Below are 19172 nucleotides of genomic sequence, written 5' to 3' on the forward strand. Positions count from 1 at the left end.
GACACTCTCACAGTCGTAGCTGTCGCCGACGGTTCCGATCGAGGGCGTGGCGCCGATCTCTGCGAGGCGTTCACCGTAGCGAATCGACGTGAATTGAGAGCCCGCGTCGCTGTGACACCGCAGATCCTCGTGATGGGCGCCGCGGGACCAGCGGGCCATCTCGATCGCGTCGAGGACCATCTCGGTGCGCATGTGCGGCGCGACCCGCCACCCCACGATCATGCGGGAGAACGCGTCGACGATGAAGCACACATACGCGACGCCGGCCCAGGTCGGCACGAATGTCAGATCCGTGACCCAGAGCCGATTCGGCGCGGTCGCGGTGAACTCCCGTTTCACGAGGTCCGGGTGCCGCGCCGACGAAGGATCCGGCCTGGTCGTCTTGATCCGCTTCGACCGCCTCGCGCCTTCGATCCCCGCGATCCGCATCAACCTGGCGGTCTGGTCCCGGCCGATCGTGATCCCCGCACGTCGGGCGGCTTTCCAGAGTTTGCGGACCCCGTAAACGCGATAGTTGGCTTCCCAGATCTCGACCAGCTGCGGCACCAACTCCTCGTCCCGCAGGGCACGAGCCGAGGGGGCGCGGATCTTGGCGGCGTAGTAGCTGCTCGGAGCCACCTGCAACAGTCTGCAGATGAGCTCGACTCCGAGGCGACGGCAGTCCACGACGTCGTCTTTGTTCGCGTCGATGAACGCGACTACTTCCGGTAGTGGCGGTCGAGCTCCGCCCCGAAGAAAGACGCGGCTCGCTTGAGCACCTCGTTGGCCCGGCGAAGCTCCCGATTCTCTTGCTCGAGCTCTCGCACCCGCTGCGCCTCGGCGCTGCTCACGCCGGGGGCGACACCGTCATCGACGTCGGCCTGCCTCACCCACGTCCGCACGGACTCGACCCCGTAGCCGAGTTGCGTCGCGACGCGCTGCACGGTCCCTTGCGTGACGCCGAGCTCAGCGCGCAGCGTTCTCACCATCCGCACTGCGGCGGCCTTCTCCTCGCTCGAGTAGCGACGCGTTGTCGGCTTCCCATTCGCCAGTTCTTTGGGCATAACTCCATCCTCGTTTCCAAGGTCAGGAGTCTCCATCAGACCCAGGGCGCTTCATTGCCCGAGTGCGAAGTGATTGAACTTCCAATGTCCGATGGTGGTGAAGATTCGGTCAGCTCGTTCGCCGCTACGGTGCCTGACGCCCAACGCCACGCTGCTACCAAGCCGTCGGTCATCTGGAGGGAACTCATCGGTGACCTCGTCCAACAGTCGGCCGACGGTATGGATGGTGCGATTGACGAGCTCCGTGAGGGGACGACTTGCTGGCTCGGGTCTGCCATCGCCTACTGAGCGGGCCGCATTCGCCGTGCGCGCCGCCCTCGGGATCCTCGATTCGTCCACCCGAACTCTCTCCTTTCACGGCTCCTATGCGCGCGCGGTGTTGAAGGGCTCGCCGGCGGATTTGCTCGTCCTGCCGTGAACGGGATGGCTGAAATGATCGCTCATGGCAAATTGTGGCAAGCGGCGCCAACCGGAGGTTAGCTGAAGTTTGCCCTACTCCCGACTGATATCGAAGCCCCTTGGCAAGTGCGGCGCGACGCGCCGATAAGCCCACAAACTGAGCACCGGCGGCGGACGAGCGCGCTTGACGAGCGTGGCGTGTGGCCTCGCAAGACTGGTGTCACCGGGTACGCAACCCGCCGGGTTGCGCGCCCTCGCCTCGATCCAAATGCGAGCCGGCGCCAGCTGGCGCCGCAGAGATCGCAGCGCTCATCGGAATGCCAGAGGCCGTTGACACCGCGGGCCTCGTCATCACCGGCGAGGGGGCGTATGACGGGCAGTCAGCGGCGGGGAAGGTGCCATCGTTCGTCGAGAACCTGGCAACGCGAGCTGGAGTTCCCACGGTCCCCATCGCGGGCCGAATCGACTGCGTAGCGGACACATCAGTCTTCAACGCCGCCGTCTCGCTCAGCGTACTTGCTGGGAGCGGCGCGGCTTCGCTCGCCGATCCCACGCGGTGGCTTCGTGATGCGGGCAGAGCAGCCTCTCCTCACGGTGATGCTCAGCCGCAGCGGGCAGGCTCCACCTGTCAAGCAAAGTGCAAGCGGGAGTAAAGTCCGCCGCGGGCGACGAGCTCGTCGTGTGGCCCCGATTCCTCGACACGGCCGTCGGCGATGACCACGATACGATCAGCTCGACGCACCGTGGACATGCGATGCGCGACCACCAGCGTGGTCCGTCCCCGCCGAGCGCGGTCGAGTGCGTCGGTGACGCGCGCCTCCGATTCGGCGTCGAGGGCGCTGGTCGCCTCGTCGAGGATCAGTATCCGCGGATCGCGGAGAAGTGCGCGCGCAATGGCAAGGCGTTGTCGCTGGCCCCCGACAGCCCGGACCCTCGTTCGCCGACCAGCGCGTCGAGGCCGGCCTCGTGAGGCTTGAGGAGGTCGAGAGCGTGTGCTTCGCTAAGGGCCGCAATCACGTCGACATCCGTTATCCCGACGGCTCCGTAGGCGACGTTATCGCGGATCGTGCCCGCCAGGAGCACGGTTTCCTGCGGCACGATCGAGATGAAGCGTCGCATCGAGCGAAGATCCACCTTGGCGATGTCGACTCCGTCGATCAGCACACGTCCGTTCTCCGGGCGGACGAAGCCCAGGATGGTGTTGAGGATGGTCGACTTCCCCGAACCGGAGGGTCCGACGAAGGCCACGGTCTCTCCCGCCGCGATCTGGAGATCGATGCCGTTCAATGCGCGAGGCCCGTCGTCATACCGCACGATGACACCCTCGAGCGCGATGTCTCCGCGGAGGGCTTCCACCACGTGTTTGCCCGCGTTGTCCTCGATGTCGAGTTCCTCCGCGACATCCGCGATCGATCTCAGCGCGTCGAGGCCGCGCGTGAGGATCGGGGCGGCGTTCATCAGCATGACGATCGAGTTGGTCAGCATGCCGAAGTACGTGCTGAGCAGCACGACCTGACCGGGCGTGATGGAGAGCACGCCGCTGATGGCCAGAGACGCCGATCCGATCAGGCACATCAGCCCCAGCGCCTGGTAGGAGATCCACGACAACGCGCCGAAGCGTCCGTTGAGCACGTCGAGGTCGCGCCCCGCACGCCGCACCGAGTCGGCACGTTCGGCGACGCGCGCGATGGCGACGTCTTCGAGACCGTGCCCGCGGGTGATCGGCAGCAGGGCGGCCATCTCCGACACCTGCGCCGACAGGCGCTCGACCTCGTGCCGGAATGCCTCGTTGCGGGCCGAAGCGCGGCGCCGGATGTAGACGATGAGGGCTGCGGCGATCGGGATCGTCACGGCGAACACCGCGACGAAGGCCGGCACGTTCAGGGCAGTTATCACGATCGCGCCCACCAGGGTCGCGAGCGCGGAGATGATCGTCGGGAACAGCTGCGCGAGCATGAGCTCGATGTTCTCGACGTCGCGCACGATCTTGGTCTGCACGACCGACGCGCTCTGACGATTGTGGAAGCCGATCGAGAGGCGCTGCAGTCGCGCGGCGAGTCCCGTGCGCACGGTGTAGGCGAGCGTGCGTGTGGCGGTGCTCGTAAGGCGCACGACGACCATCTGGAAGGGGTAGTTCAGCGCTATGAGCGTCGCCGCGAGCGCCCCCACAGCCACACCCGCTCGAGCGGACCGCCGAGCACCACGATGTCGATGATCGCGGCGGTCACCGGTGGAAGCACCCACACCGGGCTGTCCTTCACAACGAAGGCGAGCACCGCGCCGAGCATGCCGGCGCGATGCGGTCGCAGAAGGCGGAACAGCGACCGCAGCGGCTGAGCGCGCCGCACGCTCACGGTCAGCTGCTCCTCCGGGGTGCCCGGCTGGCCCCGCGAGATGGCGTCGTCAGCCACTGACCGCGATGTGTGCCGAGAACGGATGCCGCGGGCTCAGCGACGCGAGCGCCTGCGCACCGTCGACGCCTTCACCGCGCGACGGCTCCCAGGTGGCGGCCACGCCGGAGCGGACGAGTTCGCTCGCGAACGTCGACCTCAGCAGCGACGAGCGGAAGACACCCCCGACGGTGCACACGCGCGCCCCGGGGTCGCCCTCGGCTCCGACGCGGCGGAGGCCCGTCACGACGCTGCGTGCCAGTTCGGCGGCGGCACGCTCGACGATCGAGACGGCTACCTCGTCACCGGCCTCGGCGTGCTGGCCGGCGAGGCGAGAGAACGACGCCACGCGGCGCACCCAGTCACGTTCCGCCTGCAGCGAGATGTACGCGTCGGGAAGCGCGGGCCAGACGTCCTCGACAGCCGTCGTCATCGACGTCGCGGGTCCACGACCGTCATAGGCCCGCATCACCGCAGTGAGCACCTCGCGTCCGATCCAGAATCCGCTCCCGGCATCGCCCATCGTGTGCCCCCACCCGTCGACGCGCGCGACATCGTGCCGACCCACCGCGAGGGTCACCACGCCCGTGCCGCTGGCCACGACGGCGCCGCGGGAATCGCCGAGGGCTCCGAGGAATGCCGTCGTGGAGTCGTGCGCGAGCAGCACACGGTGCAACGAGGTGTCATCGAGCAGCCGGACGAGCGCGCCGGCATCCGCTTCTTTCTCGGTGAGGCCGGACACTCCCGCGCTGAGCACCTCGGCGCGGATACCCGACAGAGTGAGAGCCGCGCGCGCGACATCGGCCAGCTGAGGCAGCAACGGCTCGCTCGTGCGGATGCCCGGCAGGTTCTCCTCGAAGACCGCGTCGCCCTCACTCACCCGGACCTTCATGCTGGTCTGGCCGGCGTCGACGGCCAGGACCGCGGTCATCGGCTTCCCGCCGTCGACATCGCCCGGTAGCGCTCGCGCAGCCACTGCCCCGCCGGCTTGCCGTATGGACAGTAGTCATCGTTCCCCGGCGCCTCGTCGAGGAGTACAGCTCGGCGGGCCAGTCCCAGAGCATGAGGCCGCCCACCCACGGCCGCGCGGCGACGGCATCGAACATGACGCGGTAGTAGTCGAGCTGCTCCTGACCGGAAGGGCTCCCCGGCAGGGCCCAGTCGTTGGGCAGCTGCGCCGAGCCGGTCCGCGACGGGCATCCGGCCTCCATGAAGAAGAAGGGCTTGCCCGCGGCGGCGATCACCGGCTCGATGCGGTCGAGCTGCGTCTCCCACTCGTCGATCGGGTAGTAGCCGCTCGACGAGATCACATCGACGGCATCCCACCACGACACGTGGTCTTCCTGATACTTGTCGCAGTTGTATGTGATGAGACCCGAGTACACCTCGCGCACGGCGGAGATCAGACGGCGCCAGTGCGCCTCCTGTCCGTCTGCGCGCACCATCTCGCACCCGACGCACAACATCGCGCAACCCTCGGCCTCCGCCACGCGCGCGGCGTCGAGAATGAACGCGGAGTACGAGGCGAACCAGTCGCTCCAGCTGGGCTCCCGCGGCACGTCCCAGTCGAAGAAGCCGATGTGCGCGCGCCACGTGCCGTCGTGGACGTTCACGACCGGTTTCAGACACACCTTCATGCCGAGCGCGTGGGCCTCACGGATCGCCCACACGATCTCGTCGTCGGTCACGGTGGGCTGCAGGTCGCGGTCGATCGTCGTGGAGAAGGTGCGTTCCTGCTCAGCGGCAAAAGCGATCGCGGTCCAGGTGACGGCGTGGTCGGCCATGGCGCGCAGGGACGCCGCGGCGGCCGGTGTCGCCCACGTGCCTCGCACGCCGACCCAGCCCCACGTCATGCCGCAGATCGGCTCGTCGAGGGCGCTCATGCCGACACCAGCTGGTTCGCAGTGCGCAGCACGCGGGGGTCGCGGAGGTCGTCGGCACCGAGCGATGCACCGTCGTGGCGCACGCGGATCACCACGCTCTCGCCGGGGAGGAGGGTGTGCAGCGCACTGTCGGCCTGGGCGTCGGGTGACACCTTGTCGACGAGGAGCGTCACGTCGCGTGCGAAGGCCCGCGCAGTGACGGTCACCTCGGTCCCTCCCGGTGCCGGCTGCGATACCACCTCGAGATCCTGCGCGGGCAGCGCGCTGTCCCGCGGCTCGGCGAAGTACCACGTCGCGCGGGCGTCATCGGCATCCGCTACGAGCACCTCCGACCCGGCGTCGCCGACATCGACGAGCGTGGACGGCAGGACGATCCGCGTCGTGCTGCGCGCCGGGACCGTGAACGGGATCTCGCTGCGCTGCAGTTCGGTGCCGTCGAACCGCACGCGACGCGCCCGAAGCACGCCCACCCACTCATCGTCGGTGTCGTTCCCGATCGCGGCAGTCGGCTCGCCCACGGGGCCGAGTGGCTGCACAGTCACCACGCGGGGGCGAAAGCCGCGGCCAGAGCGTGGAAGAGCGGCTTGACGCGCTCGTCGCCGTCGATCGCGGCCCACGAGGTGACCGGCCAGCAGTCGTTGAGCTGCCACACCACCGCACCGCTGTTGCGCGGTGCGAGCGCGCGGAACCATTCGAGCGCGAAGCGCACGGCGTGGGCCTGGTTCAGCTGCATCGCCCAGTGCCAGGTCTCCATGTCCTCCGGTACACGGAAGTGCGAGACGAGGCCGGTGGTGAGCTTCACATTGCCCTCCATCGCCTTCTGATGGACGATCATCCCGGGCGACTCCGGGGTGAGCGGGTCATCGTCGAGCCAGCGGGTGAGCGTGGTCCATGTTGGGGGCGCCTGCCAGCCGAACTCTGCGACGAAGCGGGGTCGGTGATCGCGATAGGTCAGGTAGTCCTGTCGGTTCCACTGCTCCCACAGGTGCATCGTCCCGTGCTCTTCGGCATTGGGGTGGTGGCCCGTCTGGTGCCCGCCGTCGGCGCCGGTCGTGAACGGACCTTCCCAGCCTCCGCCGGGGGAGAACGGGCTTCCCGGCGAGTACGGGACGTGCGGGGCGAGCTCTGCGACCACACGGGGGAGGAGGTCGTAGTAGTAGAACGCGCCCCACGTCTTGCCGTCGAGGCGCTCCTTCCATACCCAGTCCTCGAAGCCCCACAGGTTCTCGTTGTTGCCGGTGAGCAGCACGAGCGACGGGTGTGACGCAAGTCGGGTCACGTTCTCGCGCGCCTCTGCCTCCACCTCCGACCGCAGCGGCTCCTCTTCCGGATATGCCGCGCACGCGAACAGGAAGTCCTGCCACACCAGGAGCCCGAGCTCGTCGCAGAGGTCGTAGAAGTCGTCGGACTCGTAGAGGCCGCCACCCCACACTCGGATCAGATTGAGGTTGGCGTCGAGCGCTTGGTGGAGTCTGCGCTCCAGTCGGGCGCGGTCGACTCGCACGGGGAGCGCGTCGTCGGGTATCCAGTTGACACCCTTCACATAGACGGGCTGACCATTAACGACCAGAGTGAACGGCGTGCCCGCGTCGTCCGGCTCGACGTCCCAGTACACGTCGCGGAAGCCGACGCGGCGTGTCGTGCGGTCCAGGTTGCCGGCAGCGTCGTCCAGCGCCACGACCAGGTCGTAGCGGGGCTGCGCGCCATAGCCGACCGGCCACCACCGCTCGACCCGTCCGAGATCGAGGTGGACGCCGAGACGGTCGCCATCGACTGCGGCGACAGCCATGGACGCATCGTCGGCGTCCACCTCAGGCTCGCCCATGGAGAGTCGGACGAGCAGTTCGGAGGTGTCGCATCCGGGGGCGCGTTCGATGAGTCCCTCGACGTGCACCGCACCGCCGGGACCGTGTGCATCGGGGGTCGCCGTGACCCGCACCTCGTGGAGCCGAGCTGTCGACCAGGACTCGAGCCTCACGCCTTTCCACAATCCCGAGGTGAAGGTCGCTACGCCCCAGTCCCAGCCGAAGTTGCACGCCGACTTGCGGATGGCCTCGTACGGCAGCGGGTACGGTCGGGGGCGTGCCCCGAGCGCGAGGCTCTGCGCATTGGCATACGGCACGGGCGCGCGAAAGCGGACCTCCAGGCTGTTATCGCCATCGCGGAGGGCCTGACCGACGTCGAATCGGTACGACCGATGCTGGTTCGCAACGGTACCCAGCACCGTTCCGTTGAGCACGATCTCCGCGACGGTGTCGATCCCCTCGAAGACGAGGTCGTGGCGCTGCTCGCCGTCGGGCGACCAGGCGAAGCGGGTGCGGTACGTCCAGTCGACCCGGCCGATCCAGGCGACGAGAGCTTCGTTCTCGCCGCGGTAGGGGTCGGGGATCAGTCCCTGTGCGAGCAGATCGACGTGCACGGTGCCCGGCACCGTCGCCTCGACCTGGATGCCGGCGAGGTGCGGGGGACGGGGCCTGCGGCGGCGTGGAAAGTCCAGCCGTCGTGGAGGGCGAGGGAGATCACTTGACTGCTCCAGAGGTCATTCCGCGGTAGATGAACCGCTGCAGGAGAACGAACGCGACGAGGGTGGGGATGATGACGAGGATGGTGCCGGCGGCGATGATCTCCCAGTGAGCCCCGAACGGTCCCTTGAATCGGAACAGCGAGGTGGAGATCGTGCCCTCCGACGGCCAGTAGAGGAACGGGAGGTAGAACTCGTTGTAGATCGCGATGCCCTTGATGATCACGACGGTGGCGATGGCAGGCCGCAGCAGCGGCAGGATGATCCGCCAGTAGATGGTCCAGCGGTTCGCCCCATCGATCATCGCCGCCTCGTCGAGTGACGTCGGGATCGACTGCATGAACTGGATGAAGATGTAGATCGAGATGATGTCGGTGCCGAGGAACAGCAGGATCAGCGCCGCCATCGAGTTATAGAGGCCCAATCCGTTGATGATCTGGAACGTCGCGACCTGACTGGTCACTCCCGGGACGAGGGTGGCCACCAGGAACAGGCCGACGACGAGGGTGCGACCACGGAACTGGAAGCGGTCGATCGCATAGGCCGCCATCGTTCCGATGAGGATCGTCCCCGCCAACGAGATGACGAGGATGATGGACGTGTTGATGAACCCTTCGACCATCCCGCCCTTCTCGAACGCCTCGATGTAGTTGTCGAAGTTGAACCAGCTCGCCGGCAGATCGAAGGGGCCGGACTGGCCGAACTCCACCGAGGACTTGAAGCTGGCGATGAAGAGCACGCTCAGCGGGATGACGGCGACGACCACGCCGAGAAGGAGGGAGCCGTACTTCGTGGTGCCGGCGGCAGCGCGGCCGAGGCGGATGCGAGCATCGGTCTTGGCGCGCCCCGGAGTGCCGCGATGTGCAGTGGTGGTCATGTCAGGTCGACCTTCTCGTCGGGGAAGACTTTGCGCTGGACCCAGGTGACAACGAGCACGATCACCAGCAGCACCACCGCCATGGCGGATGCGAGTCCCACCTGCCGGAATGTGAAGGCGGTCTGCAGCGTCTGAATCACGAAGGTGGAGGTGCCGTTGGCGCCGCCGGTCATGATGAACGGGATCTCGAAGACGGATAGGCTGCCCGAGATCGCGAGGATGAAGCTGAGCCCGATGATGCGGCGGATCCCGGGGAAGGTGAGCGCCCAGAACTGCTGCCACTTGCTGGCGCCGTCGATCTCTGCCGCCTCGTAGAGTTCGCTCGGGATCGACTGGATCGCTCCGAGGAAGAGCACGAAGTTGAGCCCGGTGTAACGCCATACGCTCGTCGCGGCCAAGGAGTAGTTGGCGATGTCGGGGTCGCCCAGCCACAGCGGGGTCTCAGCCACTCCGAACCAGCCCAGGACCGTGTCGAGTGTTCCTCCTGGCTGGAACAGGTAGAGGAAGACGAACCCGATCGCCACCCCGTTGATGAGGTAGGGGAAGAACAGCACGCCGCGGAAGAAGTTCGAGAACCACGTGCGCGTGGAGAGCAGCGCCGCGAAGTAGAGGGCGATCGCCATCTGCACGAATGCTCCGGCGAAGTAGTAGATGCTGACGAAGAAGACGCCGAAGATCTGCGGGTTGGTGAACACCTGCACGTAGTTGTCGGCGCCCACGAAGTCATCGACCGGGCCGATGCCGCGCCACTCATGGAAGCTGTACCAGATCATGTTGGCGGCGGGCAGGTAGGTGAGCAGGAGCAGGAGGCCGACTGCGGCGAGGAGGAAGAGGTACGGGGTCGACCTGCGAAGAAGGCCGCGGCTTGCGGGAGCGCCGGACCCGGCGCCGAGGACGCGACGAGGGCGGCGCCGGCCCGACGTCGAAGGGACCGCAGGGGAGGCCTGAGCCAGCGGCGCGTCGGTCAGGGGGTGGTCATTTCATACTCCTTGGCTGATTCTGGGCCGGGGCGGGTGCCCCGGCCCAGAAGGCATGCGATCCGATCAGCCGACCTGGGTGATCGTGTCGGCCCAGCGCTTGTTGAGCTCGTCGAAGTACGACTGCTTGTCGCCGTCGGCCGCGCCGCGAGCGATGTCGATGAGCTTCTGGCGGTAGATGTTCGCCCAGATGTCGATCTGCGACTTCTCGGCGATCGTGTTGAACAGCGCTTCCTTGCCAGCGGGTGCGGCGTTGAGCTCGATCAGCTCCACACCGTTGTCGCTCAGACCGGAGAGGTTGTCGGGAAGGTCCTTGCTCAGCAGCGCCGAAACCATCCCCTGCGTGTCGGTGAAGCCCGAGTCCTCGATCAGAAAGTCGATCCACGCCCGTGCGGCCGCCTTGACGTTCGAGTTCACGTTGATGCCGAGGTTGTAGTCGCCTCCCACGACGGCGTATTGCGTGCCGTCCGCGCCCGTGGCGGGGAAGGTCATGTAGCCGACCGTGGACGGGTCGACTCCGTTGTCGTCGGCGGCCGCCTGGAGCTGGGAGATGGCCCAGGATCCGAGGGCCATGGTGGCGATCTTGCCGGTGGCGAAGTCGACCTTCGACTGCTCCCAGTTCGTGGTCAGCGGGTCGGTTTCCGTCAGGCCGGCGGCGACGGTTTCGTAGATCAGCGAGTCGATGGCGTAGATGTCGTTGCCTTCAGTCCACGGCGCGGCGTTCTCCGCCATCGTGTTCACCGCGTCGGCATCGCCGGTTACAGCACCGAGATTGCCGGACCACTGACTGAGCGGCCAGCCGTCCTTGTAGTTGGTGTACATCGGAATGGCGTCCGTCTTGTCCTTGATCGCGGTGAGCGCCGTGAGCCATTCGGACTCGGTCCGGGGAGCGTGGTGACGCCCGCCTCTTCGAAGACCTTGGTGTTGTAGACGATCCCGTTTGCGTTGCCGCCGAGCGCGAGGCCGTACTGGGTGCCGTCGAAGCTCTTCGGCGCCAGGAAGCGGTAGTCGGCCTCGAAGTCCGAGGTCTTGCCCAACGGCTCGAAGTAATCCGCGAACTGATCGGGCAGGACACTGTTCGGGATACCGAGCACGTCGCCGTAGTTCTTGGTGCTCAGACGCGTGGTGAGCTCACCCTCGTAGTCGGTGATGCCCTCAAACTTCACGCTGGCGTCGGGGTACTTGGCGGTGAACTCTTTCGCGTATTCATCGAATGTCCCGTCCTGGACGAGGTCGGTGCGCCACGTGACGAAGGTGACTTCGCCGGACACGGCCTCGGAGTCGCCGCTGGGTGTGGGGCTCGTTCCGCCGGCGCAGCCGGCGAGCGCAACGCCGGTAAGCGCGAGCATCGCGATCCCGGTGAGTGCCTTCTTTGACATCGGGTCCTTCTCTCTGTGTGTGTTCGCCCTTGAACGGTCGCCGCCGCGTCGCGGGATGGGATTGCACGGCTCACGCTAAGCCGTGCGTGAAGGAATCGCAAGCACAAATGTCAACGATGTCTTTCGCTGTCCGAACCGACATTGATTGAACAAAAAAACGATCTACCTGGGATTATTCGACCACCTGTGCTGCTTAGGGGTTGCGAGATGTCTGCGAAATGTCTATCGTCGGTCATCGGCAGAATGGAGCACTATGGCTATCCAATCGAGAGCGACCGTCGAGGATGTCGCCCGACTGGCTGGCGTGAGCGCGAAGACGGTTTCGAGGGTGTTTGCTCAGCGGGAGCTGGTCGCGGCGGAAACCGTCGAGCGGGTGCTCGCAGCAGCGAAGCGGCTCCGATTCCGACCAAACACTCTCGCCAGAGGTCTGCGCCGCGGTGGCGGCACGAACGTCGTCGGCTTCATCATGGGAGAGCTGAGCAACCCGTTCTACTACAAGGTCGCCTCCGGAATCGAGAAGGAACTGGCGGCCCACGGCTACAGCCTGGTCGTCGCCACTACGGATGACACCGCCGAGGGCGAGGAACGGGTCGCGGACACCCTCCTCGCGCAACGGATCGGCGCACTGCTTCTGATCCCTGTCGGCGATGATCAGTCGTATCTGGAAGGGGAGCGACAGCTGGGCACCCCGGTCATCACCATCGACCGCCCCGCTCGAAACCTCGCGGCAGACGCAGTCGTCCTCGACAACCGATCGATAGTGAGGGAAGCGACGTCGCGACTGTTGGCCCGCGGCCACACGAGGATCGCATACGCGTGCAACCCGGCCTCGGTGTACACCCAGGACGAGCGCCTCGGCGGCTACCGCGAAGCCATGCACGCGGCGGGGATCGCCAACACCGAGCCCTGGGAGGTGCGCCGCGACGATTTGGACCTCCCGGCGGCTGAACTCATCCACGAGCTCATGGCCCGACGCGAACCCCCGACAGCGATCATCGCGGGAAACAACCGGATGACGGTTGGGGTTCTGCGAGCTCTGGCCGGCACTGCTCGGGCAGACCGAACAGCTCTGGTGGGGTTCGACGACTTCGACACCGCGGACGTGTTGGGCGTCACGGTGATCTCGTACCAGCCAGAAGAACTGGGCCGACGTGCGGCACAGCTGGCGCTCGCGCGCATGGCCGATCCGGGCGGGTTCATCCGTCAGGAGACGCTACCCACGTGGATCGTCGAGCGGGGAAGTGGCGAGCGCCCGCCCGCCGATCTCGAAACCGCTTAGGTGCGCGCGCGCTCGCCGATGAACCGCGTCTGGGCCGTCCACTGGAAGGACTGACCGCCTTCGTGCTGATTGAAGTGGTAGACCTCGATGGCCTTGTCCGTTCCCCCGTACCGGTTGAAGGCTGCGAACACCGTCGACGGGGGGCAGATCGGGTCGAGTAGCCCCACGGAGAACAGCGCCGGCGCCGTTGCCCTCGCCGCGTGGTTCACGCCGTCGAAGTAGGAGAGCACGTCGAAGACCCGATCCTCCGCGCCCCGGTACACCGAGAGGTAGCGTGCGACCTCCTGGTAAGGGTCTGTATCCGTCATACCGACCGCGCGCTCGAAGTGACAGAGGAAGGGCACATCGGGCATCGCAGCAATCACGTTGGTCGACAGACCCGCGGCGGCGATCGCGATGCCCCCACCCTGGCTGCCACCGACTACCCCTACCCTGCGGGCGTCCACCTGAGGCATCGCCCGCACCGCATCGACTGCCAAGGCGGCGTCTGTGTAGACGCGCCGGTAGTAGTACGTCGAGGGGTCTTCGATCCCACGGGTCATGAACCCCGGTGCTGCCGGGCCTGTCGGATGGGGATCCGGGGTATCGCCGCCGGAGCCCCACGTCGATCCCTGGCCCCGGGTGTCCATGAGGAAGTGGGCGTAACCGGCAGATGCCCAGCCGATCCGCTCGACCGGGATGCCGCGCCCGCCGTTGTAGCCGTTGAACTCGACGACGGCGGCGAGAGGGCCCTCTGTCGCGCGAGGTACCGTCAGCCAGCCCTTGACATCGTCTCCGCCGTACCCGGAGAACGTGACATCGAAGACGTCAAGAGTCGTGAACGGCGTATCGACCTCGACGAGTCGAGGCGCATGCGCTACGGCCCGAGATTCCGACAGCGTCGAGGACCAGAAGTCGTCGAAGTCGCGCGGCTCACGTACTTGCGGCGCGTAGTTCTGAAGCTCGGGCAAGGATAGGTCGAAGCGGGGCATCGGAGTTCCTTCTCGAATTGATCAAGACTACCCTATTCAGTCAGCCGTCCATGCAGAGGCCGCCGGGCGTGCGCCCTGCGCAGCGGGCCAACTGCATCACGTTGGGCTTATGAGTTGAGAACGGGGAAGGTCGCTACCCGTCCTGGATGGCTCGGTCGCGCCTCTCGAACCCATCGATGGAGGAGGCTTGGCTGCTCACCTCACTGCTCGGAGCCACGAGGATGCCGTGATCCTCGAGTTGCGCGGCGAGTGGAACGACGACCAGACGCCTATTCACCCAGACGAGGCAGCGGGTTGCTAACCCCGTCTCGCTACTGTCTGTGGCGCGGCCACGAGCGCCGCTTCGCCGCGAGCGCCGCTTCGCGGCAAGCCGTGATCACACAGCGAGCTTCGGCGAGGGGTCCACGCGGCCTCGGATGAAGAACAGCGCGATGAGGCCGACCAGGATCACCGCCCAGTTGCCGAGGTTCGCGAACGTTCCGAGGCTCGCGTCGGCGGGGTACTGGACCTGGAGGAAGATGCTGGGGTCGGTGCTCGCGTGCAGCAGGATCGGGGCGATGATCGTCCCGGTCACACGCATCGCGAGGTACATGCAGACCCCGAACGCGAAGGTGTAGACCAGCTGGACGCCGGTGGCGAGCAGCGACTGCCCCGTCAGCAGGTTGCCCGAATGGAGAAGCGCGAAGAGCGCCGATGAGACCACCGCCACCACCAGCTCTCCGGAGCCGGCCTTGCGGAGCAGGTTCACTACGAAGCCGCGCGTGAGCACTTCCTCGGCGAACCCGATGAAGAGGCCGGCGAGGAGCCAGGTGGCAACGACGTCGCCTCCTGCCGCGGTAGCCGAGACCCCTTCGAGATCACAGACGAGGAGTGGCGCCGATTCTTCGAAGTCAACGTTCTCGCAAGCGTTCGATTGATGCGCGAGTACCTCCCAGGGATGATGCGCCGCGGGTACCGACGGGTCGTTTCGATCGCTAGCGACTCGGCCGTGGTGAATCCTGCGGAGATGATCCACTATGGGATGAGCAAGACGGCGCTTTTGGCGGCTTCTCGGTTCTCTTGGTGTGAAGCATCGCTCGAGCCATGTCGTCGAGACTCCGGACTGCGTTAGCCGAAGTGCGGTCGACCATAGTGTCGAGGTTGCTCCGGGTCTCTACTCCTCCCACCCTTTGCGCAGCTCCTCCAAGTACGTGGGTGAGTACTCGTCGGAGCAGCCCTGCCAGGCGCGCGACAGCCTCCCGATGGGATCGGCTGGCTTCGGCTTCGGACGCCCTCGCGATGGCGGTACGGATCGCGCGCAGGCTTGGGGTTTCGAGTTTGAGGGTGTGCGTGTCCAGGAACGCCAGGTTCCCGTGCTGACCGTCGCGGCCCATGCTGACAACGCGCCGGCCGTCGTCGAGGCTTCCGTGATCGGGAGTGTGCATGTGTCCGTGCAGGAGCAGGACGGGGCGAACGGCGTTCAAGACGCGGCTGATCCGTTTGCGTGAAGCGCCCTGGGTCTGATGGAGACTCGCGCTATTTGATTCCGACCAGCAGGTTGCGGTCGCCGTTGACAGCATAGAACGCGTTCTCGAACTCGGCGGGTGGGACGTCGCCGAGGTAGCCGTGGAGGCGCTGCGTGTTGTGCCAGTGCACCCAGCCGAGGGTCGCGAGCTCGAGATCTTCGATGGTCTTCCACGGCTCGGGGCGTGCGGGGCCTCGGACGAGTTCGGCCTTGTAGTAGCCGTTCACCGTCTCGGCCAGGGCGTTGATGCTCCTATATCTGTCAAGCCGCGATTTGGAGAGGTGGTCGGGATTCGCGGATGGGGCGCATCGCGGCCCAGATTTCGCGGGCGAGGAGTCGTTTCAGACACCGGATGATCTCAGACTTCGTCTTTCCTTCGGTGATCCGGCGGGCGACGTAAGCCTTGGTGGGTTCGTGGTGCTGCATGCGAACGATGACGACACGGTAGAGCGCGGCGTTCGCTTGCCGGTGACCGCCCCGATTGAGCCGGTGTCGGGTGGTCATCCCCGACGATGCGGGGATCGGGGCGACACCGCAGAGCCTGGCGAACGCGGCCTCCGAACGGATCCGTTCCGGATTGTCGCCGGCGACGATCAGCATCTCGGCCGCGGTGTCAGGACCGACCGCAAAGGCTTTCGCGAGGTCGGGAGCGATCTGCGCGGTCAGCTCTGCCAGGAGCTTCTCATGCCCGGAGATCTCGGCATCCAGTACTTCCCACCGACGAGCGATCGACCGCAACGTGTGCTTGGTCGACGCGATGATCGTGGTCACCTGGCCCGGACGAAGCGCCGCGCAACGGTGAATGAGCGCCATCTTCGATAGCGGCTGCAGCTCCTGACGCAGATCATCAGGGGCATTCACGATGACCTGCTTGAGGCTGATCATCGCGGATGTTCGCGCCTTGACGGCGATGTCCTTGGCGACCTTGATCTGACGGATCATCTCCACGGTTCCGTCAGCTGACTTCGGGATGGCCGTGGCCAGGCCCGCGAGAACTGCCCTGGCTGCATTCTCGGCATCGATCGTGTCGGACTTGCCTCGCAACCGCCGGTCGCGACGGTCCGTTCTCATCACCTCCAGCGTCCCGATTCCACGACGGCGCACTGCGCCGGCCAGGCCTGCGCCATAGGAACCGGTGCCTTCGATACCGAACGTGAGCTTCCCACCGAACGACTCGCCCCAGTCGATCAGCTGACCGTATCCACCGGAATCCGCCGCGAAAGACCGGCGATCCAGGACCGCGCCGAGCTCATCGATCGCGACGGCGACGTGGACGTGTTTGTGAGTGTCGACGCCGACAACGACTCGACGGTGAGGGGGACATGCTGCATGCTCATAGTGCTCGCTCCAACCAGATCAGGACAGGGTGAGTGACACTGGCCGGTCGGGTGGACGGGACTGTGATGGGACTGTTGCGATCAGGCTCCTATGAGGTCACGCCCGCCCGGCCAGCACCACGAAGGTGATGCGCCTCCTGACGGACGACAGATCAACAGCAAGGACACCCAGACTTCGAGGTCAGTCGTCAGCAAGAGTCAGGCCGCCAGGAGGTACTCGACACTCTCACAGTCGTAGCTGTCGCCGACGGTTCCGATCGAGGGCGTGGCGCCGATCTCTGCGAGGCGTTCACCGTAGCGAATCGACGTGAATTGAGAGCCCGCGTCGCTGTGACACCGCAGATCCTCGTGATGGGCGCCGCGGGACCAGCGGGCCATCTCGATCGCGTCGAGGACCATCTCGGTGCGCATGTGCGGCGCGACCCGCCACCCCACGATCATGCGGGAGAACGCGTCGACGATGAAGCACACATACGCGACGCCGGCCCAGGTCGGCACGAATGTCAGATCCGTGACCCAGAGCCGATTCGGCGCGGTCGCGGTGAACTCCCGTTTCACGAGGTCCGGGTGCCGCGCCGACGAAGGATCCGGCCTGGTCGTCTTGATCCGCTTCGACCGCCTCGCGCCTTCGATCCCCGCGATCCGCATCAACCTGGCGGTCTGGTCCCGGCCGATCGTGATCCCCGCACGTCGGGCGGCTTTCCAGAGTTTGCGGACCCCGTAAACGCGATAGTTGGCTTCCCAGATCTCGACCAGCTGCGGCACCAACTCCTCGTCCCGCAGGGCACGAGCCGAGGGGGCGCGGATCTTGGCGGCGTAGTAGCTGCTCGGAGCCACCTGCAACAGTCTGCAGATGAGCTCGACTCCGAGGCGACGGCAGTCCACGACGTCGTCTTTGTTCGCGTCGATGAACGCGACTACTTCCGGTAGTGGCGGTCGAGCTCCGCCCCGAAGAAAGACGCGGCTCGCTTGAGCACCTCGTTGGCCCGGCGAAGCTCCCGATTCTCTTGCTCGAGCTCTCGCACCCGCTGCGCCTCGGCGCTGCTCACGCCGGGGGCGACACCGTCATCGACGTCGGCCTGCCTCACCCACGTCCGCACGGACTCGACCCCGTAGCCGAGTTGCGTCGCGACGCGCTGCACGGTCCCTTGCGTGACGCCGAGCTCAGCGCGCAGCGTTCTCACCATCCGCACTGCGGCGGCCTTCTCCTCGCTCGAGTAGCGACGCGTTGTCGGCTTCCCATTCGCCAGTTCTTTGGGCATAACTCCATCCTCGTTTCCAAGGTCAGGAGTCTCCATCAGACCCAGGGCGCTTCACCTGTCGAAGATCGACAGTTCTCGGCTCGATGCTGCCATCGCAGTCATTGAACCTCTCTTCGATCGTGCTTGCGAACGGATGACCGGACACTCTCACGCCGCCGAGTACATGAGCACCAAGCCGACTGTGAGCGAAGTGCAGGAGGACTGGGAGAAGGCGAAAGCAGCGCGCTCGGCATACATCGCCACCTGAGCGGCAGATCGTAGAAGCGGCTCGCAGGCAGCTACAGGGCGCGGGTGCTCATCGACTTCGTGGCTGTTGACGGCCGCCCTGAATCGCGGGAAGCCGCAGATGCCCGGATCGCGCTTGCGCCGTCACGTCCGCGTGGAGAGAGCAGGTCCGCGGCATCCGTCACCAGTGACGCGCCATCTCGCAGGAGTTGGTGCGGCCCGGCGCTCGCTGCGCTGGTCACCGGGCCGGGAACAGCTCCGACAGTGCGGCCAAGCTCGTGCGCACGCCGGGCGACGGTCATTGATCCAGAGCGAACGCCAGCCTCGACCACGACGGTCGCTGTGGAGAGCGCAGCCATTAGGCGCGCCCGAGCAATGAAGCGATGGCGCGTCGGGACTGCGCCGGGTGGCATCTCACTGACCATGAGGCCCAGGTCGGCCACCCGCTCAAGCAGTTCACGGTGACCCATCGGGTACATGCGGTCTGCGCCGTTCGCCATGACCGCGATCGTGTCGCCGCCGGATGCAAGGGCCGCTCGATGGGCCGCTCCTTCGATGCCGTACGCACCGCCGGCCACGACAAGCCGCTCAGCGTTGGCGAGGTCGGAGGCAAGCTGCCCGGCCACATGGTCGCCGTAGGAGGTCGAGGCCCTCGCGCCGGTGATCGTGACGAAATCGCTGAGCGGTCGCGCGAGGAACGATGTCGTGCCACGAGCCCACAGGACGTATGGCCGTCGGTCGCCAAGATCGTCGAGCGCGGAAGGCCACTCCTTGTCGCCGGGGACTAGCGCGCCGATACCAGCGCGCTCGGCTTCGACGACGTTCTGCTCAAGTGTCCGAGCGTCTGAGCGCTCGAACTGGGAACGCCACACCTGGGCGTCAACGTTACTGAGGCCCGGCACCACGTCGTCACGTTCGGCGAGTCGGAGCAACTCAAGCGCTCCCAGCTCGCCCAGGAGTCGGCCTGTTACCGCGTCGTCTGGTTCGACGATCATCGACAGCACCATCCGTGCTGTGCGCTCGTCCTGGACTACGTCGCTCAGGTTCGTCATCGTCGGGCCCTCTCACTCCTACAGAGAGGTGCGCGCGGCAACTCGGGAGCGAAGGGTTCCGTGAACGCCGACC

The 19172-nt window shown here is 66.3% G+C and carries 17 protein-coding genes, 4 pseudogenes and 2 other annotated features; of the genes and pseudogenes, 4 read left to right on the forward strand and 17 right to left on the reverse strand.

Annotation, left to right across the window (positions count from 1 at the left end; genetic code table 11):
• Nucleotides 1-12: 12 nt before the first annotated feature.
• Nucleotides 13-1043 (reverse strand): annotated as a pseudogene (locus QUE33_RS02950) (IS3 family transposase); the annotation flags it as partial.
• Nucleotides 610-744: a sequence feature (AL1L pseudoknot), on the reverse strand. (Overlaps the previous pseudogene by 135 nt.)
• A 716-nt stretch (nt 1044-1759) precedes the next feature.
• Between QUE33_RS02950 and QUE33_RS02955 the strand changes: the two are divergent.
• Nucleotides 1760-2095 carry a glycerate kinase gene (locus tag QUE33_RS02955; protein ID WP_286301834.1) on the forward strand — a complete coding sequence of 112 codons (336 nt, stop codon included), beginning with the start codon at nt 1760-1762 and terminating at the stop codon, nt 2093-2095.
• Here the strand turns inward: QUE33_RS02955 and QUE33_RS15995 are convergent.
• From QUE33_RS15995 to QUE33_RS03000, 10 genes and pseudogenes are all read right to left on the reverse strand, one after another.
• Nucleotides 2071-2337: a P-loop NTPase family protein gene (locus tag QUE33_RS15995; protein ID WP_350226547.1), complete on the reverse strand. Its 267-nt coding sequence runs from the start codon at nt 2335-2337 to the stop codon at nt 2071-2073. The two genes, QUE33_RS02955 and QUE33_RS15995, sit on opposite strands and share 25 nt — an antisense overlap.
• Entirely contained in the window at nt 2301-3611 is a 1311-nt protein-coding gene (locus QUE33_RS02960) for an ABC transporter ATP-binding protein (protein WP_286301836.1), read from the reverse strand. The genes QUE33_RS15995 and QUE33_RS02960 overlap by 37 nt, the downstream gene beginning before the upstream one ends.
• Nucleotides 3584-3853, reverse strand: a complete 270-nt coding sequence (locus tag QUE33_RS02965) for a hypothetical protein (protein ID WP_286301838.1) — start codon at nt 3851-3853, stop codon at nt 3584-3586. The genes QUE33_RS02960 and QUE33_RS02965 overlap by 28 nt, the downstream gene beginning before the upstream one ends.
• Nucleotides 3846-4763, reverse strand: a complete 918-nt coding sequence (locus tag QUE33_RS02970; protein WP_286301840.1) for an N-acetylglucosamine kinase — start codon at nt 4761-4763, stop codon at nt 3846-3848. Before QUE33_RS02970 ends, QUE33_RS02965 begins: the two co-directional genes overlap by 8 nt.
• Complete coding sequence (locus tag QUE33_RS02975) at nt 4705-5715, reverse strand: glycoside hydrolase family 113 (RefSeq protein ID WP_350226500.1); 1011 nt, start codon at nt 5713-5715, stop codon at nt 4705-4707. Before QUE33_RS02975 ends, QUE33_RS02970 begins: the two co-directional genes overlap by 59 nt.
• The gene (locus QUE33_RS02980; protein WP_286301842.1) at nt 5712-6233 is read right to left on the reverse strand and encodes a glycoside hydrolase family 2 protein; all 522 of its coding nucleotides are present in this window, start codon (nt 6231-6233) and stop codon (nt 5712-5714) included. Before QUE33_RS02980 ends, QUE33_RS02975 begins: the two co-directional genes overlap by 4 nt.
• 20 nt (nt 6234-6253) lie before the next feature.
• A complete protein-coding gene (locus tag QUE33_RS02985; protein ID WP_286301843.1) occupies nt 6254-8146 on the reverse strand; it encodes a glycoside hydrolase family 2 protein in 1893 nt (630 codons plus the stop codon).
• Between the two features lie 88 nt (nt 8147-8234).
• Nucleotides 8235-9113: a carbohydrate ABC transporter permease gene (locus QUE33_RS02990; protein ID WP_286301845.1), complete on the reverse strand. Its 879-nt coding sequence runs from the start codon at nt 9111-9113 to the stop codon at nt 8235-8237.
• Entirely contained in the window at nt 9110-10081 is a 972-nt protein-coding gene (locus QUE33_RS02995; RefSeq protein ID WP_434019623.1) for a carbohydrate ABC transporter permease, read from the reverse strand. Before QUE33_RS02995 ends, QUE33_RS02990 begins: the two co-directional genes overlap by 4 nt.
• A gap of 75 nt (nt 10082-10156) precedes the next feature.
• Nucleotides 10157-11469 (reverse strand): annotated as a pseudogene (locus QUE33_RS03000) (ABC transporter substrate-binding protein).
• 145 nt (nt 11470-11614) lie between these two features.
• On the opposite strand from QUE33_RS03000, the gene QUE33_RS03005 reads away from it, so the two are divergent.
• On the forward strand, nt 11615-12748 hold the full coding sequence (locus QUE33_RS03005) for a LacI family DNA-binding transcriptional regulator (protein WP_286301847.1): 1134 nt from the start codon (nt 11615-11617) through the stop codon (nt 12746-12748).
• Here the strand turns inward: QUE33_RS03005 and QUE33_RS03010 are convergent.
• The gene (locus QUE33_RS03010) at nt 12745-13719 is read right to left on the reverse strand and encodes an acetylxylan esterase (RefSeq protein WP_286301849.1); all 975 of its coding nucleotides are present in this window, start codon (nt 13717-13719) and stop codon (nt 12745-12747) included. The two genes, QUE33_RS03005 and QUE33_RS03010, sit on opposite strands and share 4 nt — an antisense overlap.
• Before the next feature lie 376 nt (nt 13720-14095).
• A complete protein-coding gene (locus QUE33_RS03015) occupies nt 14096-14488 on the reverse strand; it encodes a CPBP family intramembrane glutamic endopeptidase (protein ID WP_286301851.1) in 393 nt (130 codons plus the stop codon).
• An 87-nt stretch (nt 14489-14575) separates the two neighbouring features.
• Here QUE33_RS03015 and QUE33_RS03020 point away from each other — a divergent pair, with 87 nt between their 5' ends.
• Nucleotides 14576-14830 carry an SDR family oxidoreductase gene (locus QUE33_RS03020; protein ID WP_286303022.1) on the forward strand — a complete coding sequence of 85 codons (255 nt, stop codon included), beginning with the start codon at nt 14576-14578 and terminating at the stop codon, nt 14828-14830.
• Nucleotides 14831-14909: 79 nt separating this feature from the next.
• Nucleotides 14910-15206: a hypothetical protein gene (locus QUE33_RS03025; protein WP_286301853.1), complete on the forward strand. Its 297-nt coding sequence runs from the start codon at nt 14910-14912 to the stop codon at nt 15204-15206.
• A gap of 28 nt (nt 15207-15234) precedes the next feature.
• On the opposite strand, the pseudogene QUE33_RS03030 reads toward QUE33_RS03025, so the two are convergent.
• The 4 genes and pseudogenes from QUE33_RS03030 to dprA form a co-directional block, all read right to left on the reverse strand.
• Nucleotides 15235-15468 (reverse strand): annotated as a pseudogene (locus tag QUE33_RS03030) (integrase core domain-containing protein); the annotation flags it as partial.
• 16 nt (nt 15469-15484) lie between these two features.
• Entirely contained in the window at nt 15485-16480 is a 996-nt protein-coding gene (locus tag QUE33_RS03035; RefSeq protein ID WP_286303019.1) for a transposase, read from the reverse strand.
• A 311-nt stretch (nt 16481-16791) separates the two neighbouring features.
• Nucleotides 16792-17822 (reverse strand): annotated as a pseudogene (locus QUE33_RS03040) (IS3 family transposase); the annotation flags it as partial.
• Nucleotides 17389-17523, reverse strand: a sequence feature (AL1L pseudoknot). It overlaps the preceding pseudogene by 135 nt.
• A gap of 278 nt (nt 17823-18100) precedes the next feature.
• A complete protein-coding gene (gene dprA / locus QUE33_RS03045; RefSeq protein ID WP_286301854.1) occupies nt 18101-19099 on the reverse strand; it encodes a DNA-processing protein DprA in 999 nt (332 codons plus the stop codon).
• Nucleotides 19100-19172 lie beyond the last annotated feature (73 nt).

This window comes from Microbacterium suwonense (assembly GCF_030296555.1).
Lineage (GTDB): Bacteria > Actinomycetota > Actinomycetes > Actinomycetales > Microbacteriaceae > Microbacterium > Microbacterium suwonense.

Bases quoted from the DNA above. Each gene is read 5' to 3' on its own strand.
- QUE33_RS02990 (WP_286301845.1), bottom strand. From the start codon at position 9,113: ATGACCACCACTGCACATCGCGGCACTCCGGGGCGCGCCAAGACCGAT.
- QUE33_RS02955 (WP_286301834.1), top strand. From the start codon at position 1,760: ATGCCAGAGGCCGTTGACACCGCGGGCCTCGTCATCACCGGCGAGGGG.
- QUE33_RS02970 (WP_286301840.1), bottom strand. From the start codon at position 4,763: ATGACCGCGGTCCTGGCCGTCGACGCCGGCCAGACCAGCATGAAGGTC.
- dprA (WP_286301854.1), bottom strand. From the start codon at position 19,099: ATGACGAACCTGAGCGACGTAGTCCAGGACGAGCGCACAGCACGGATG.
- QUE33_RS03010 (WP_286301849.1), bottom strand. From the start codon at position 13,719: ATGCCCCGCTTCGACCTATCCTTGCCCGAGCTTCAGAACTACGCGCCG.
- QUE33_RS02975 (WP_350226500.1), bottom strand. From the start codon at position 5,715: ATGAGCGCCCTCGACGAGCCGATCTGCGGCATGACGTGGGGCTGGGTC.